Source organism: Bacillus sp. MHSD_36 (assembly GCF_030757775.1).
In the GTDB taxonomy this organism is placed as follows: Bacteria; Bacillota; Bacilli; order Bacillales; family Bacillaceae_G; genus Bacillus_A.
This window is the reverse complement of sequence record NZ_JAVBIS010000003.1, coordinates 554766-572045: the sequence shown is the minus strand read 5'-3', so window position 1 is coordinate 572045 and position 17280 is coordinate 554766. Positions and strand designations below refer to the sequence as shown.

Below are 17280 nucleotides of genomic sequence, written 5' to 3'. Positions count from 1 at the left end.
AATCAGATTGTTTCGTATAATCAAAAAGATATATACTTACAACAAATCAAAATGAAAAGGAGTGGATAATATGAAAAATTATGTGCAAAAATTCGTCTTATCTTCTTCTTTTCTTTTTCATTTTCTTAAAAAGGAACAAGGGCATTCGCCTTTGTTCCTTTTTTATTGCGATCTATATAGGGGGAATTGTTATGAGACCATATAAACGTGTCTTAATTAAATTAAGCGGCGGTGCACTTGCCGATCAAACTGGAAATAGCTTTAACTCCAAACGATTAGAACATATCGCAAACGAAATTTTATCCATTGTTGATCTAGGTATCGAAGTATCCATCGTCATCGGTGGCGGGAATATTTTTAGAGGTCATTTAGCAGAAGAATGGGGAATCGATCGTGTAGAAGCTGACAATATCGGGACGTTAGGTACAATCATTAATAGCTTAATGCTACGCGGCGTTTTAACAAGTAAAACAAATAAAGAAGTGCGCGTAATGACTTCCATCCCGTTTAATGCTGTAGCTGAGCCATACATTCGTCTTCGTGCAGTCCACCATTTAGATAACGGTTATATTGTTATTTTTGGAGGCGGGAACGGGCAACCGTTTGTGACGACGGATTATCCGAGTGTTCAAAGAGCCATTGAAATGAATAGCGACGCAATATTAGTTGCAAAACAAGGAGTAGATGGCGTCTTTACTAGCGATCCAAAGCATAATAAAGCAGCAAAAATGTACAAAAAACTAAACTATAACGATATTGTTAGGCAAAACATACAAGTAATGGATCAAGCCGCTTTACTACTTGCCCGTGATTATAATTTACCAGCACACGTTTTTAACTTTGATGAGCCTGGGGTAATGAAAAGAATTTGTTTAGGTGAACATGTAGGGACTTTAATTAATGATGATGCTTCATTGCTTGTGCATGAAAACTAATTATTTCTCATAAAAAAAGGGTGTCTATAAAAGACCCCCTTTTCTTTAAACTTTATAAATAAAAATCAGCCAATCCCCCCAACTTTTCCTTACAGCGCTCCCAAAACGATAACTTCTCAAAAAACTCTTTCGTCATTTCTTTTGAATCATGAAAATCCTCCGTTAACGCCTCATTAACTTGCCCTACAATTGAACCACCATGAATATACAAATTCATTTCATCATTTATATTGAAACTTCTAGAAGTAAAATTTGTTGTACCGATAACAGTTAGTTCATTATCAATTAACATTAACTTTCCATGAAACATCCCTTTTTTATAACCATATACTTTAAGTCCACTATTAACAGCTTGACGAATATACGGATACGCCGCCTCTTTAATAAGAGGAATATCTGGTTTATATGACCAAAGTATTTTTACTGCAACACCACGTTTTTGTGCTTCAATTAAAGCCTTCATTACCTCTTTATTTGTCGCTATAAAATAAGGTGTTGTAATGATGATTGAATGCTTCGCTTGTTTTATTAATTCGATATACGTTTCAGCGACGTGATGTCCGTTATAACTAACCATCGTATGTAATGTATTCCCTTTACTCGCTTTATTCGTACTTCTTTTTATATGTTCTTTCGTATCTCGTTTCCAATCTAAAGCGAATTGCTCTTCTAAATCTTTTGCTCCTTCTCCCCGTATCCTTACATGATAGTCACGCCAATATCCAAATCGCTTATCTTTTCCTAAATACTCATCTCCTATATTAAAACCACCTGTATAGCCAATCTCCCCATCAATCGTCGTAATGCGGCGATGATTACGATGGTGAAGGGAATAAAATCCGAATGGCAATTCAGGTTTTCTACTATATGTAAAATGTACACCACTTTCCCGCAATTCATTTATCATCTTTCTTTCAAATGATAAATCATTAATGCGATCAACGGATAAATAGACGTTTACACCTTCTTTTGCCTTCTCTTTTAATAATTTCAAAAAAGTATGGCTACTTTTATCATCAGACAAAATGAAGAAATACGTGTAAATGGAGCTTTTGGCTTCTTTTATATCAGTAAATAACTGTTTATAAAATGATTTCCCTTCTACATATAATTGAAAATCACTATAATGTGGTGCATACTCTGTCGGGATGTTTTTCCCAGCTTCCATTTTCCTCCCTAAAGTAACATCAATATGCATACAAATTAAAATAAAAACAACAATAGCAATAATAATAGAAGTAACTCGCAATATTTTTTTTATCATTTTGATTTCCTTCCGCTCATTTTCTTTCCACCCTTCTATTTTGTCATTCCAATTTAGATTTCATGCTTCATACAAAAAAGGGTGCGACTTAATGTCACACCCTTTTCATATTAAACAAAGTTCCTCGCATCATTATTTCTTCCAAACTTATAAATAGCAATTAAGAAGAATGCTACTGCAAAGGCGAATAAGATTAAAATATTTAAATACAAATCTGAAATCGGAAGTCCTTGTTGTAGTTTTGATACTGTATCTAATAGCCATCTCTGCGGAAGAAAATCAGCTACTTTTTGTACTGCTTTTGGCATAATATCATATGGAAAATAACATCCAGCCAGTAAACATGTCGGTACAATAACCATATTTTGCATTGCATTTGCTGCCGCTGAGTTTTTCGAAAAAGCTACAAGAACTAATGATATTCCAATTGCTATTAAAGCAAATAGCATGAGTACGCCAATCATCACGATGAAAGGCATATTAATATTCGTATGAAAAACATTCGTTAAGAATAGGGTTGTAATCAGAATTTGTACTGTTAGTATCATCATATTTACCCCGACATTAGATAATATGAATTTCTTTCCATCTATCGGCGTTGATAAGAGTCTAAAATACGTTCTATTTTCTTTTTCTTTTAAAATCTGACCTGATAAGTTCGCTGCTGAAAACAGCATAAACATAATAAGGTAACCCATCGTTTGGTTTGTCATATCTTTATTTTTCGAAGTATCTTCAAGTGTCTCAGACTTTACTTTAAATGAACTTTTTTGATAACCAGTGTACATACTATTAAACGTATTTTGATCCGTCCCTGCTACTTTACTAATCGCAGCGATATTATCAATATAGTTATATAAATATGATTTTATAAATGCTGTTACTTGATCACCTTTAATCGATGCAACTTCTATATGATCTGGCTTCCCTTCTCGAACACTTTTTGAAAAACCAGTTTCTAATGTAATAACTCCATCAAGTCTTTTAGAAGTGAGTTTATCTTCTATTTCAGACTCCTTGATCTTACTCAAGTTCACATTGTTTAATCCTTCTAAAAACTTTATCGTATCATTTGCTATCGGCTCATTTTCTTTATTTACAATCCCGATATTTAACGTCCCTTGCCCTACATTCCCATACATTGAGAAGGAGATTAATGTTCCTATTATCGGCAAACTAATAATAATGAGTAAACTTTTTTTATTTTTCAAAAGTACAGATAACGTTTTTTGTATGAGCCATAAAATTTCTTTCATACTATAGCCCCTCCCGTCTACGTAATGCAATAATTGCAATTAATAAAAAGAGTGCCGAAATGCCAAGGTTTAAACATATTACCGGCAGTGCTGCTCCTATATCATTTGCATAAATAATTTTCATGACAGCTGTGTTTGCCCACGTTAATGGTGATAAATTCGTAACGAAATTTTCTTCTACTACGAAATATGCACCGCCAAAAATAGAGGCTAATTGTACAACTACCATAATAACCGCTCTAGATGCTTCAGCCGTTTTCGTAATATATCCGATTCCTAAACCGAAGCTAATCGCTAGAAAGACTTGTGTTAATAAAATAATAAATATGATTCCAAGATGTTCGCCCCAATTCGCTTGAAAAACAAATTTACTAAATAACATGACGAGTAATATGCACAGTGCATTTGCTACTAGGCTACCAAGTACTTTTCCAATGAATATTTCAGCCTTACTTATAGGTGCAGCAATGAGACGATCTCCTGTTTTACGTATTCTTTCTCCCCGAATTAAAGAACTGGCTCCCATCGCAGCATATAGTGCAATCATCGTTGTCATTACAACCGCATAGTAATCCATAGAACCTGGCTTTTTCGCAGCTTGTAAAGATGTTTCTTTTATATAATCATTATGATTTCCATTTGAAATAACTGAGCTCACCTTACTAGGGTCTACTTTTGCAACTTCGACTACTACATTGTACTTATCAACAAACGTTGTAAGCATGCCTTCCACAATACTTCCCTCAATACTACTTTTGTCACTTCCAAACAATTTTGCGCCATCTTTATTTAACTCTACATAAGCAGCATATTTATTTTGCTTCACTTCTTCTTTTCCATCTATCCCTTCGGAAATTTTCTTAAAGTGAATACCCGATTTATCAACTTCTTTCGTAAATGCTTCAAATGCTTGAGAAAATGTGCTACTTGCTTCATCTTTATATAGCACCTGTATGTCTTTAATTGAATGACTATCACTATTAAACGCATTACTTAATGCTGTACCTAACACGAGCATGAGCACAATCGGAAATGCTAACATAAAAACTAAAGTTCTTACGTCCCTGAAATCTCTTTTCATATGCATAATTGCAATATTGAAGATGTTCAATTGATGAACCTCCCTTTACCTTTTCTTCATTTACATTTTAATTATCTCGTAAGTTTCTTCCAGTCAACGTAAGGAATACTGTTTCTAAATTTGGAGCCTGCTCCTCTAACGAACGAATTTCAATATCATGATTAATGAAGTGCTGAATAATTTTATTTAAATTGTTTAATCCTGCATCCGAGTTTACTTTAATTACGTTCTCATCAATTTGAACAGCTTTCACTCCATTTATCTCTTTTAACTGTTCTACATCTAAATTTTCTACTGACTTCACTTCAATCCAAATGTCTTTCGTATCAGTAATAATCGCTTTCAACTGTTCTTTCGTGCCTTCTGCAATTACTTTACCGTGATCAACAATTGCGATTTTCGTACAAATCTCTTCTACTTCTTCCATGTAGTGACTCGTGTAAATAATCGTGCTTCCCATTTCATTTAATTTTCGAACAGACTGAAGGATATAGTTTCTTGACTGTGGATCAATTCCAACTGTCGGCTCATCCATAATAATTAACTTCGGTCTATGTGCAATCGCACAAGCGATATTCAATCTTCGTTTCATCCCGCCAGAAAAGTTTTTCGGGTAACTTTTATGTTTATCACTTAGTCCCACAAACTGAAGTGCTTCCTCTACTCTCACTTTTAGTTCAGCTCCTCTTAACCCGTACAGTCCAGCAAAGAATTTCACATTTTCATAGGCAGTTAACTCTTCATAAATCGCAATATCTTGCGGAACGATACCAATATTCATCTTCGCAAATCGATTATGTTTCTTTATATTTTTTCCTAATATGCTAATTTCACCTTCATTACTTCTTAGCAAGCCAGCGATCATATTTATCGTTGTACTTTTACCAGCACCATTTGATCCTAAAAAGCCAAATATCTCTCCTTCTTTAATAGATAAAGACATATTATCTACCGCGATGAAATCACCAAACTTTTTCGTTAAATTTTTAATTTCTAATGTATTCATCATTTCACCCCTATTTCGGTTTCTCTGCTTTTAGTATAAACAAAAAGAATGAACCTGCTCAGTGCAGAAGTTCATTCTTTTCACATGAGGTTATTCACTTTTTTCATATGAGATGATTCATTCTCATCACCATTTTCTATATGGGCAACAGCATTGTTACTGAAAAACCACTTGTTCCATCTACAATAATTTTTCCGTTTACTGAAGCTGTTCGCTCCTCCATCCCCATAATACCGAGACCTTTTTTAACAAGCACTGCACCTTTTCCGTTATCCTTCACTTGTACTTTCACCATCTTGTTAAGTACATGAATATCGATTGCAATGACTGTCGCATCAGCATATTTCATCGCATTTGTTAATGCCTCCGTGACATTCTCACCAATAATCTTCCACTGAATCGGTGAAATCATATCTAAATTCCCTTTATATACGAAAGGGATATTTATATCATGCTTACCGGCAAATTCCTCTATGAATAATTTCATACGATGAATACCAATTTGCTCAGTTGGTGGCTTCATATTTTTTAATGTAACCCGAATACTTTCAATTCCATCTTTTGAAATATGAATTGCATTTTGTAATAACTCGGCAGACTTTTCTTTATCTATCCCCATTAATCTCTTTGCCGCTTCCATTTGAATTAGCGCCCCTGTCATCGAGTGACCAATTTTATCATGAATTTCTTGTGAGAGCCGGTTTCTCTCTTCTAATTTAAATGTGTACTCTGATTGCTTTATGTACTCTTTATTTTCATTTAGACTTTTCGTCAACCGCTGCATATCTTTTCGCATCTTATCATTTTGTGATTCAAGTTTTAATACACGCGATATATACCGTTCTGCCATAGTTAATACGACGAACGCAAATGCAACAATTAATCCATATGTCATTCGAATACTTTCATCTGTAAATATAATAGGAATCATCATCATGATAAAGAGTTGCCATTTCTTCTCTATATAACGGAATATAATTTCATATAAGTTCAATGGTAAAAATAAAATAAAAAGCGGATGAATCTTCCATGTAAATAACATAACTACGCCAATTGATACAGCAGTTAATATGTTTTTGTACGTATCTTTTTTAAATATAGAGATTAGCACGTTTACAGAAAGATATAAAAGTAAAGTAAGTATAATCCATGGTAAGTTTGCAACATTTAAATAAATGTAACTAAACACAACATATATAAAAACAATTAATTTACTTACAATTAACCAAAATTCCATATCTTTAATCTACTTTCCCTGTCAAATAATAAATCGCGATTTGTGTACGATGTTCAAGTCCGGTTTTCCCTAAAACTGACGTGATATAATTTGCAATTGTTCCTTCTGATATGAAAAGTTGCTTCGAAATTTCTTTATTCGAAAACCCTTTTGCAATTAATGCGATAATACTCAGCTCTCTTTCAGTAAAAAGACTTTTATCTATTTTACATTCTTCCTCTTTGCTCTCCATTAAATTAGACTTAATTTTATCAAGCACCACATCTTGCATAACAGTTTGACCGTTATATACTCCTTTTATTGCATCACGAATACGTTCTGGATCATTATTTTTTAATAAATAGCCTTTCGCTCCGTTTTTTACTGCATCCAAAATATATTCATCATCATCGAACGTCGTTAAAATTAGCGGTTTTGTTTTCGTCTCTTCACAAATGACTTTCGTCGCCTCTACCCCGTTCATATTTGGCATGCGAACATCTAAAAGGGCGATATCAACATCGTTCTTTTTGCAATAGTCCACTGCTTCTTTCCCATCATTTACTGTATCTACCACTTCGAACTCTTCATATGTATTTAAAATAATTTTCATGCCTTCTCTAATAAAAGAATTATCATCTGCTATTAATATTTTTATTTTCATGTTTGTTAGTATGGACCTTACCCTACTAACATTCACATCCTTTCTTCCCGTAACATTTCCCACTTGCTCATTATATACTTCTCTTTACCATTTTTTCACACCTTTTTTCATATAGCCTCCTTTCTAAAAATATATTATTCTTTTTTTACAACATGTGTAGGGTGACCAATCATTTCTTACGTCTATATAATAGAATGCGTCAAAAAGGAGGGAGAGACCCATTGAGGAAAAACAATTAATTGAAAAAGCACAGCAAGGAAGCGAACATGCTTTTCGTATCCTTGTGCAAACATATCGTCACTATATTTTCCAAGTTATCTTTTCTATTTTAAGACATGAAGAAGATGCGAAAGATGTTACACAAGAAGTATTCGTAAAAATTCACGCTTCTCTCCCAAATTATCAATTTCGCGGATTAAAAACGTGGATGGCGCGTATTGCCACCAATCATGCTATTGATTATAAGAGAAAAAAAGCTAGAGAAAACGAAGAACTCTCCTTATGTAAAGAAACTGAGGAAAATATAAAATCCTCTCAAAATATTGAGGCTTTATTATTGACGAAAGAGCAAAAATTACTCATTGCTCAAAAACTGAGAGAACTTCCCGAAAATTACCGTGACGTCGTTCTCGCACATTACTTAGAAGAAAAAAGTTATCACGAAATTGCTTTGCAGGAAAACATCGAAGTGAAAACAGTCGAAATGAAACTGTACCGGGCAAGAAAATGGATTAAAAAACATTGGAAGGAGGAAGAGTTTCTATGATGCATTATTCAAAAGAAGATTGGCGCAATTATACTTTAGATTTTTTAGAAAGCAATGAACGTGAATCTATGGAAGAACATCTTTATGAATGTGATCATTGTTTAGCACTTTATATGGAAAGTATCGATGAACAACATGAAAACCTTCCAATGATAAATGATGATTCATTTACGAATGAAGTTATGACGCAAATTGATTTTGAAACGCTACAACCTGATGAAAATATAAAAACAAACTCATTAAAGCGAACGATTATTCACTACATAATTGCAACCGCGGCTACAATTATTTTTATGGTAAGTGGTTTATTCCAATATATTTTCACAGCGACATCAAATTTCGAGAAATCTTCAAAACATAACGAGTCTTCTATCTCACAACAAATTGTAAACAAATCGGTAGACACATCCAAAAAGGACGGAGGTTCAAAGCATGAATAAAAATCCCTTTTTAGCACTTGTATTAGGGCTAATTCCCGGGCTTGGACATTTATATTTAAAGAAATTTGGGCGGTTTATTTTATATAGCGGAGGCGCTGTATTTCTATTTATCTTTGCAGCATTTTCTACAATAGCATTGGGAGCGCGTGACATTGCTTTTCTCTCTCTATTTTTACTAGTCGTGTTATGGGCAATCAATTTATTAGATTTAGTTATCACTATTATTAATCAATCGAAAAAACAAGCAGCCGGAGAATTGACAGAGTCCTCTAAAGAAAGCGAACGATTTTATATCATTCTTCTATCAATCATCCCTGGACTTGGACATTTTCAATTAGGACTTATGCAACGTGGACTTACATTTTTAGTAGCTTGCACAGGAATCGGAAGTATGATTATTTTCGTTGCACTTTTAACATCGCAAGAAAGTTTCCTTATCTTCCTTATTACATTACCTGTTTTATGGATTTATAATTTCTTCGATGTTGTTCAGCAACTTCAGAAAAAAGAACGTGGCGAGCAACTAGATGATCGTACTATTTTCGAAGAGTTTGAAGAGCATCGTGAACAAGGAAAGAAGAATAAAACATTCGCTTCTATTTTAGCGATGTTCCCCGGAGCGGGACATATGTATTTAGGCTTACAACGCCGCGGTCTTCAGCTTATGGCAGCCTTTTTACTTTCAATATATTTACTCGACTTATTAAGACTTTCAGCATTTTTATTTTTAGTACCAATCATTTGGTTCTATAGCTTCTTTGACGCTTTACAGCAAACTGCAAAGTATGGAAAAGAACGTGTACATGACGAACCTATCATTGATTATTTTATCAATCATCAAAGATGGATCGGTATTGGGTTAATTACACTCGGTGGTTATTATTTATTAGATCAAACACTCCTTCCTATTTTGAATGATTACTTTGCAACTATATTTAACATTCATCTTAGCGAGCTATATTATCGCTATTTCCAAACATCTATCGTTGCACTCCTCTTAATTGGTGGCGGCTTTAAATTGTTACTTGGAAATAAAGAAAACAAAGGTGGTACAAAAGAATGAGAACATGGCGCGTTGGAACATTTTCAATGGGGCTTTCTATTATTTCATTAGGTTGCTTCTTACTATTTTCAGTTATAAAAGGTACTGCGGTATTAGATTCCTTAACAGCGTGGTGGCCTATTTTACTTATTATACTTGGCGTAGAAATTTTACTATACCTTCTATTTTCTAAGAAGGAACAATCCTTTATTAAATATGATATTTTTAGTATTTTCTTTATCGGCGTTTTAGGAAGCGTTGGAATTGCTTTTTACTGTTTATTATCAACTGGATTACTAGACGAAGTTCGTCATTCTATTCATACTACTCGCCAAACGAGTAATATTCCAAGTGGACAACTTGATATACCTGAATCTATCAAAAAAATTGTAGTGGATGCAGGACAGCACCCTCTAACAATAGAGGGAAATGATACAAATCAAATTCACCTTCTTGGGACATATGAAATGACAACGAAAACTAATGAAAAACTTAATTTAAAACAAGAAGATTTCCTTTCAGTTCAAACAGCCGGGGAAACGATGTATATCACTTTAAAATCATTACCAGTTCAACATACGTTATGGAATTCCGCACCGCAGGTCAAACCGACACTCGTGCTTCCGCAAAATAAAAATGTAGAAGTTCGTGCTTCAAATAACGAACTATCCCTTTATCCAGGTCAATTACAAAAGAATTGGTTTGTACAGGAAAGTTCAAATGTATCTGTTCATTTAACAAAAGAAAGCGATGTATCTGTAATCGCCATAACAAATAAAAAAGAATCCAACGGAAACACACCTTGGGAACAAGTTGAAGATTTAACGAAAAAGGAAGATAATACTTCAGAAGAAAATCCAGAATTCAACCAGCAAGAACATTGGTATAAAAATTCGATTAAAACTGGAAATGGTACGTACAAGTTAAATATTGAGAAAGCTTACAATTTAAATATGAGCGTTATTGAAAAATAAAAAACCTTCCGCAATTGCGGAAGGTTTTTCTCATATAATCGCTTTAATTCCTTCTAGCACTAATCCAATCATAAATCCGCAAACAGCCCCGTTTACTCGGATCCACTGTAAATCTTTACCGACGTTATTTTCAATCATTTCGATTAATGTTTTATCATCTAACTTATCAAGATTTTCTTGTACAAGTTTTCCGATTTTCGAATGATTCTTCTCCACAAGTGTGACAACTTGTTTTTGTAACCACTCTTCTATTTTTTGAACAGTTTGTTCATCTTCTTTTATTTTATTCATTTGTGTTTGTAAAAATGGAATGACATATTTATCCGTAAATTCTTCATTTTTCACAAAAGTAATTGCCCTTTGTTGTACTTGCTCCAGCATCTCTTTAATTTTGTCAGTAGCATTCCAATTGGCAATCCATTTTTCTTTCCAATTTTCTAATTCTTGTAGTAACGCTTCATTCTCTTTTACATTTATAATTTCTTGACGAATTTTCGATAAAATAAGTTGTCTCGTACTATTATCTGCATCTTGCAGGCTGTTAATATTGCTAATAATGAATTTCTGCAAAATGCCGCCAATTTTATCTTCATCTACAATATTCATAAACGATTTCAAAGTAAACTGTAAAAATCCATCTACTTTTATGTTTTCCATCGCCTTCATACCTAAGCTTCCGAGCTGATATCGTGCTTCATCTTGCGCTGTCCAATCTTTCACTTTTACTAAAATATAATCAAGTGTCTTTTCATCATATTCTTGCACAACTAATTGATCAACAAGCACTTGTAATATGTTACTTGTATGAATTGTATGCAAATACGTTTTTAATTCTTTTTCAATAATAACAGCTAACTTTTCTGTATCGATTGTTACAATCGCCTTCTCCGCAATCGCTACAATCCCCTTTTTCACAGCGTCAGACTGCATTTCTCTCTCAGCAATTTGCAGCACCATTTGTGCTAGCTGCATTTCTGTTACTTTATTCGTAATACTTTCTTTCGTCAGCCACTCATTTTCCAACGTATGAATGAGTCCTTTCGTTACTCGTTTACGATTTTTAGGTAATAACGCTGTATGCGGAATTGGAATTCCCATCGGATGACGGAATAGTGCTGTAACTGCGAACCAATCCGCAAGTCCACCAACTAATCCAGCTTCAAATCCCCCTTGTATAATCTCCCCTGCTACAGTTCCTTGAAAAGGGATAGAAGCAGCAAAACCTACTCCCATAACCCCAAGCGAAATACCCGCTATATATTTAGTCTGCAATGACATCGTATACACATCCTCTTATTATGTAAAATAAAGCTTTTTTGTTATATTTATTCAATCTTAGTAATCCTTTATATCTATACTATAAAGAACATATGTGAAAATAACAAAGATTTTTATGTACATAAAAAAATGAGGCTACAACTAGCCTCATTTTTGTTTTAACATTAATGCCTCGCCTGTTTTATAATACCCATTCATTACATCTTCCGGAACCATACTACCGCCAGTTCCCCACACAATATGAGTACCTTTCTTCATCTTCTCTGTTAACTGTTGTTTTTGTAAATACTCATCTTCTTTACATACTTTCACTGGTCCTATCATACCGGCTAACGCAGAAGGTTCTAAATAAATATTTTCTGTATCTGCTAGTTCTTTCAACAATCTATATAACTCTGCATCACTTACTGTATAATTCCCACTCAAAAATGGTTCCATCGTTTTACCGACAAATCCAGACGGTCTTCCTACCGCTAGTCCGTCCGCGTCTGTCACATTATCAATCCCGATATCCTGAACAGCAATTTTATCATGAAGTCCTGTCATTAAACCGAGTAACATACATGGAGAATGCGTTGGCTCCGCAAAGAAACAGTGTACGTTGTCTTTATACAATAACTTTAAACCAAATGCGACGCCGCCAGGTCCGCCCCCTACTCCGCATGGAAGGTAAACGAATAAAGGATGTTCTTTATCTACTACAATCTCTAACTCTTCTAATTGTTTTTGTAAACGCGATGCTGCTACTGCATATCCTAAAAATAAATCATGCGAGTTTTCATCATCTACAAAATAACAGCTAGAATCTGCATCTGCTTGCTGACGCCCCTCTTCTACTGCTTTACTATAATCCGCTTCATACTCAATAACGTTTACACCTTTACTTCTTAATAAATCTTTTTTCCATTCTTTTGCATCTGCTGACATATGAACCGTTACGTTAAAACCTAGTTTTGCACTCATAATTCCAATGCTTAGTCCTAAATTACCTGTAGAACCTACAGCAATTGAGTATTTTGCAAAAAACTCTCTACATATATCACTATCTAAAATGGAGTAATCATCATTTTCTGTTAACATTCCATGCTGCAAAGCTAATTGCTCAGCATGTTTCAATACTTCATATATTCCGCCTCTAGCTTTAATAGATCCTGATATTGGAAGCCCACTATCACATTTTAATAGCAATTCTCCTAATATAGGTTTCCCGTAATTTTTCTCTAAAGATTGTTTCATAGAAGCTATCTTCACTAAAGGTGATTCTATAATGCCCCCCGTTTCTTTCGTTTCAGGAAAAACTTTCGCAATATATGGTGCAAAACGCTTTAACCTCTCTTCGGCATCTTTTACATTTTCTTCATTCAATGGAGAATCTTTTATTGCCGTTTCATACTTTTCCATGTTCGGATTCAGCCAAAACACTTCTTCTGTTTCGATTAATTTATTTATTAGTGGATATTGCTCTTTTAATTTCTCTATTTCCCTCATTTTTCTTCCTCCTCATAACCTTGTAGCTTACGATTCAATAAATTATAATTAAATTAATTTTAATATAGTTTAACACAAATTATTCACTTCAGTTAATTTTAATTTAATTTATTTAAATATAATTTAATAAATAGTAAGGAGCTTTTCATTATGGAAAATATAGATATTGGTAAAAAGATTGAAAAACAAAGAAAAGAAAACGGTTTAACGAGTAAAGAACTCGCAAAGATGGCAGGTATTACACCTTCTATGTTAAGTCAAATTGAGCGTGGATCTGCTAACCCTTCTATCCAAACATTAAAAGTACTCGCAAAAGCGTTAGATGTTCCAACATTTAGCTTTTTACTTGAAGATACAAATACTGACGATTTAATTGTACGTTCTCATAAACGAAAAAAAATGATTATCGATAATTTATCATATGAATTGTTATCACCTGATTTTACAGGGAATTTAGCAACAGCAATTATGACTGTTCCGCCAAATACAGCTTCATCAGAAAATGTACTAGAACATAAAGGTGAAGAATTAGCATTTGTATTAGACGGGACAATCACATTACATTTAAACGAAGAAGAATACATATTAGAAACAGGTGATAGCGTAAAAATACCCGCCTATTTAAAACATAAATGGGTAAATCAATTCAAAAAAAATGCCATTGTTTTATTTTCTGTTACTCCGCCGATTTTTTAATATAAAATAAAAAAGATAGTCACGCATGGGTATACTCCATATGTGACTATCTTTTTTATTTTTTCGGCACCAACAAAATTCCTAAACTAATAACAAAGAAGCTCATTATTTGCTGTACTGATAAACCAAATAAAACCGAGTGTTGTTCACTAATAAATGAAATAATAATATGAGCAACACCCTCAACTATTAGAAAAATACTTATATTCTTTCCATTTCCGAGTCTTTCATTTTTCATCCATAATAAGCCCGATATACACAGGGCAAGGATGATCTCGTATATGAAAATGGGATGATATAAAAATTTAGATTCATATATTTTCACACCCCAAGGCAGTGTCGTTTGTACACCTATTTTGTGGTGAAATAGAAAATAGAAAATAATACTCATACATAGTGCAATGGGCAATGCATCAAGTAAAATACGAAGTGAAAATTTCTCCTTTTTACTTTTCCAAACAATATATGCACTCGCAATTGCACAACCTGCTATCATATGCTTCATACTTCCTATAGCTAATAGCGCTTGCAATGGCGACCTAAAAGCCCATACTGGATTTAAAAATGCCGGTGCAAATTTCCATACAAATACGATGATAAGAAAGGAATTTGTTACTGCATCCATCATTTTTTCATATGGTACACTTTCGTTCTTCATCTTTTGTTTCATCAACATAAATCCAAATAGACTTCCAATGATAAGAGATACAGGTTGTAACCTCACGATCCACTCCATCAATACAAAATCCCCTTAACTCTCAATTAATTTCTTAAATTTCTCTTCTAATTGATCTGGAGGTAATACACCTCGTACTTGCTCTACGATAATCCCATCTTTATTAACAAAAAATGTCGTTGGTAACGAAAATACTTTATAATCTAATCCAGCTACTCCGTCCATATCTAGTAAAACAGGAAACTTAAATTCGTGACGATCTGCAAATGCGCTCGCTTCTTGTACTGGATCTCCAATTGTCGCATTTACCGCAAAAATTTCAACATCCTTCTTATATTTATCATACAAATGAACTAAGTCAGGTGCCTCCATTTCACATGGGCCACACCATGATGCCCAAAAATTAATAAGATATGGTTTTCCTTTTGCATCATGTAACGAATGTAGCTTCCCGTCTAATCCTTTCAACGTTATGTTTGGTGCTTTAAATCCTACTTGTGGTAATACTTCTGTTTCTTGTAACTCCGCTTGTTTTGCTTTTCTTTCTTTTTCTTCTTTTTTTGTATTATAAAAGTTAACACCTGCCCAAATTAGCGCCCCGGCTAGTATAATCGCAATTAGTTTCTTCACTTTTCTTCCTCCCAAACACTACGGTAAGTAGTGTTAATTGTTAAAAAAAGAGGCTATATGCACTCTCCGACAATAAGTACAACCGACATACAGAATAAGCCTAATGTGACATATACTGAATTCGTATGTAACGGAATAGTATGCTTAACAACTTTTTCATGTAACACTTGCTCGATTCGTAAATTTATTGCTGTTTTTGCAAATGAAGCTGTCACACATCGATTTTCCATTGTCTTTATTTTAATTAATTTTAATAATGCGCTGCCTAACTCGAATTTAGAGTTCATTTTTTGCATTGCATACTTATCTGCCGTTAACTCCTGATACACATGATAGCGCTGCAATAGCCCTTTTAATATTGGGATATATATCATCCCCTCTGCTAATAACGTAAAACAAAATAATTTTAATGGGTCTCGATTCGTTTGATGATATTCTTCATGAAAAATAATCGCATCCATTTCTTTCTCTGAAAACGTTTGAAGCATCCCTTCTGACATGACAACTTTCGGACGAAATAACCCAATTGTAAATGCCGCAACTTCCTCAGTCGGCAATATATATATTTGCTTTCCTTTTCGAATGAAAGGGATAAGTAATTTTTGTAACTTTTTACTATAGAAAAATTGTCGCCAAATTCTTTTGCACACGATGAAAACAGTAAGTAGTAAAAATCCAGCAATTATAATACGAATGAGCGATAATTCCTTCATATGTTTTTCTAACTGGAACAAGCAAAAATTCGAAAGAAAGAACGCCTTATTTTGAAACAGAAATGGATATGTAACGTAATACACTAACATACTGAAAAAAAGGACACTAACAATGACTGCTAACAATACGATTTTACGCATTTGCCATTTCATTTCATTAATCCTCTTTTTTTAACTGATTCAATTTATCTTCTAATTTTTTTATTAAAGTCGGATCAACCTGTTCTAACTCATCTAGCATATGATTTACAACTAATTCTCCAAATTCCCCCATCAATTCCTGTGTCATTTTCTTCGTTTGATTGGACAAGAATTCTTCTTTTGTTTGTACAGCGCGATATATGCCACTTCTTTTCACAGTCTGTTTTTCTAAGTGTAATTTCTCTACTAACCTGTTCATAACTGTCATGACAGTGTTAAAATTCACAGGTGATTCTTCACTTAGTTTCTGCTGCACTTCTTTAATCGTAATACCGTCGGTAGACCAAACAATCTCCATAATCTTCGCTTCAAGGGGTCCAAAGAAATGGTTTAACCCTTGCTCATTTAACTTATAGTTTTGAGTAAACATCGTATAGCTCCTTTCACACTACGAATTGTAGTATAAAGTAAATAAAAGGTCAATATGAATGCTATACACTAAAATTCACTCCCCCATTCCATTTACTGTAAACCTAACTTCTCTCCAAATGTTTCAAACAGATACTGCTCTAATATTTGCACACTAAACTTCTCATTGCGCCCTAGTGCAAATAATTCCCGATCTTTCGCTACGATAGTATCTAACGGAATAACGACATTATCCACTATTTTTGTAATTTCAATGATGTTACTTTTTACATTTACTTCTGTTTTGAATTCAATGTTTTCTAATACGATATGCGAGCGTCTTCCTGATGCAAAAAAAGTAAAGTTAGGATTTTTATAAATGCCAATTTCACTCTCTAGTGGATATAAATATTGAAAAATGATATCTCTATGTCCATCTTTTATTATTTTTTCATCCTTCTCATCATCCAAGTATTCTTTCACCTTCGTTGTAAATTCAAATCGAAAATCCACTTTTTCACGCTCCCTCTTTGTATTTTTATATTAAATAAATATATTGAAATAATTTTATCATATTGTAATACAAGTTCCTATTAAAAGTAAAAA

19 protein-coding genes are annotated in these 17280 nt (G+C 33.6%); 6 read left to right on the top strand and 13 right to left on the bottom strand.

What is annotated here, in order from left to right:
* Positions 1–191: 191 nt before the first annotated feature.
* A complete protein-coding gene (pyrH, locus tag Q9B79_RS16200) occupies positions 192–935 on the top strand; it encodes a UMP kinase (RefSeq protein WP_306185817.1) in 744 nt (247 codons plus the stop codon).
* Positions 936–987: 52 nt separating this feature from the next.
* Here pyrH and cls read toward each other — a convergent pair whose 3' ends face one another.
* The 6 genes from cls to Q9B79_RS16170 form a co-directional block, all read right to left on the bottom strand.
* On the bottom strand, positions 988–2199 hold the full coding sequence (cls, locus tag Q9B79_RS16195; protein ID WP_306185814.1) for a cardiolipin synthase: 1212 nt from the start codon (positions 2197–2199) through the stop codon (positions 988–990).
* Positions 2200–2309: 110 nt separating this feature from the next.
* Positions 2310–3455 (bottom strand): ABC transporter permease, encoded by a 1146-nt coding sequence (locus Q9B79_RS16190; RefSeq protein ID WP_306185813.1) that lies wholly within the window; start codon positions 3453–3455, stop codon positions 2310–2312.
* Position 3456: 1 nt separating this feature from the next.
* Positions 3457–4566 carry an ABC transporter permease gene (locus Q9B79_RS16185; protein WP_306185810.1) on the bottom strand — a complete coding sequence of 370 codons (1110 nt, stop codon included), beginning with the start codon at positions 4564–4566 and terminating at the stop codon, positions 3457–3459.
* A 37-nt stretch (positions 4567–4603) separates the two neighbouring features.
* The gene (locus Q9B79_RS16180) at positions 4604–5542 is read right to left on the bottom strand and encodes an ABC transporter ATP-binding protein (protein ID WP_306185808.1); all 939 of its coding nucleotides are present in this window, start codon (positions 5540–5542) and stop codon (positions 4604–4606) included.
* Positions 5543–5678: 136 nt separating this feature from the next.
* Positions 5679–6779 carry a sensor histidine kinase gene (locus tag Q9B79_RS16175; protein ID WP_306185806.1) on the bottom strand — a complete coding sequence of 367 codons (1101 nt, stop codon included), beginning with the start codon at positions 6777–6779 and terminating at the stop codon, positions 5679–5681.
* Between the two features lie 4 nt (positions 6780–6783).
* Positions 6784–7422, bottom strand: a complete 639-nt coding sequence (locus tag Q9B79_RS16170; RefSeq protein WP_306186191.1) for a response regulator transcription factor — start codon at positions 7420–7422, stop codon at positions 6784–6786.
* A gap of 283 nt (positions 7423–7705) precedes the next feature.
* On the opposite strand from Q9B79_RS16170, the gene Q9B79_RS16165 reads away from it, so the two are divergent.
* From Q9B79_RS16165 to exsE, 4 genes are read left to right on the top strand one after another with little or no spacing between them, the layout of a single operon-like run.
* On the top strand, positions 7706–8188 hold the full coding sequence (locus Q9B79_RS16165) for an RNA polymerase sigma factor (RefSeq protein WP_265153271.1): 483 nt from the start codon (positions 7706–7708) through the stop codon (positions 8186–8188).
* Positions 8185–8628 carry a hypothetical protein gene (locus tag Q9B79_RS16160; RefSeq protein ID WP_306185803.1) on the top strand — a complete coding sequence of 148 codons (444 nt, stop codon included), beginning with the start codon at positions 8185–8187 and terminating at the stop codon, positions 8626–8628. The genes Q9B79_RS16165 and Q9B79_RS16160 overlap by 4 nt, the downstream gene beginning before the upstream one ends.
* Positions 8621–9691 (top strand): hypothetical protein, encoded by a 1071-nt coding sequence (locus Q9B79_RS16155; protein WP_306185801.1) that lies wholly within the window; start codon positions 8621–8623, stop codon positions 9689–9691. Before Q9B79_RS16160 ends, Q9B79_RS16155 begins: the two co-directional genes overlap by 8 nt.
* Complete coding sequence (gene exsE, locus Q9B79_RS16150; protein ID WP_306185799.1) at positions 9688–10644, top strand: exosporium protein ExsE; 957 nt, start codon at positions 9688–9690, stop codon at positions 10642–10644. The genes Q9B79_RS16155 and exsE overlap by 4 nt, the downstream gene beginning before the upstream one ends.
* A 30-nt stretch (positions 10645–10674) precedes the next feature.
* On the opposite strand, the gene Q9B79_RS16145 is transcribed toward exsE, so the two are convergent.
* Positions 10675–11922, bottom strand: coding sequence for a DUF445 domain-containing protein (locus Q9B79_RS16145; RefSeq protein ID WP_306185797.1), 1248 nt, complete (start codon positions 11920–11922; stop codon positions 10675–10677).
* A gap of 147 nt (positions 11923–12069) precedes the next feature.
* Entirely contained in the window at positions 12070–13410 is a 1341-nt protein-coding gene (locus tag Q9B79_RS16140; RefSeq protein ID WP_306185795.1) for a D-serine ammonia-lyase, read from the bottom strand.
* Positions 13411–13560: 150 nt separating this feature from the next.
* Between Q9B79_RS16140 and Q9B79_RS16135 the strand changes: the two genes are divergently transcribed.
* A complete protein-coding gene (locus Q9B79_RS16135) occupies positions 13561–14106 on the top strand; it encodes a helix-turn-helix domain-containing protein (RefSeq protein ID WP_306185793.1) in 546 nt (181 codons plus the stop codon).
* Positions 14107–14161: 55 nt separating this feature from the next.
* Here Q9B79_RS16135 and Q9B79_RS16130 read toward each other — a convergent pair whose 3' ends face one another.
* The 5 genes from Q9B79_RS16130 to Q9B79_RS16110 all read right to left on the bottom strand — a co-directional run bounded on the left by Q9B79_RS16130 (position 14162) and on the right by Q9B79_RS16110 (position 17187).
* Positions 14162–14842, bottom strand: a complete 681-nt coding sequence (locus Q9B79_RS16130; protein WP_306186189.1) for a prolipoprotein diacylglyceryl transferase family protein — start codon at positions 14840–14842, stop codon at positions 14162–14164.
* A 15-nt stretch (positions 14843–14857) separates the two neighbouring features.
* Positions 14858–15412, bottom strand: a complete 555-nt coding sequence (locus Q9B79_RS16125; RefSeq protein ID WP_306185791.1) for a TlpA family protein disulfide reductase — start codon at positions 15410–15412, stop codon at positions 14858–14860.
* Positions 15413–15465: 53 nt separating this feature from the next.
* Positions 15466–16278 (bottom strand): M56 family metallopeptidase, encoded by an 813-nt coding sequence (locus Q9B79_RS16120; protein ID WP_306185789.1) that lies wholly within the window; start codon positions 16276–16278, stop codon positions 15466–15468.
* Between the two features lie 4 nt (positions 16279–16282).
* Positions 16283–16696: a BlaI/MecI/CopY family transcriptional regulator gene (locus Q9B79_RS16115; RefSeq protein ID WP_306185788.1), complete on the bottom strand. Its 414-nt coding sequence runs from the start codon at positions 16694–16696 to the stop codon at positions 16283–16285.
* A gap of 92 nt (positions 16697–16788) precedes the next feature.
* Positions 16789–17187, bottom strand: coding sequence for a DUF3942 family protein (locus Q9B79_RS16110; protein ID WP_014893865.1), 399 nt, complete (start codon positions 17185–17187; stop codon positions 16789–16791).
* Between the last annotated feature and the right edge of the window lie 93 nt (positions 17188–17280).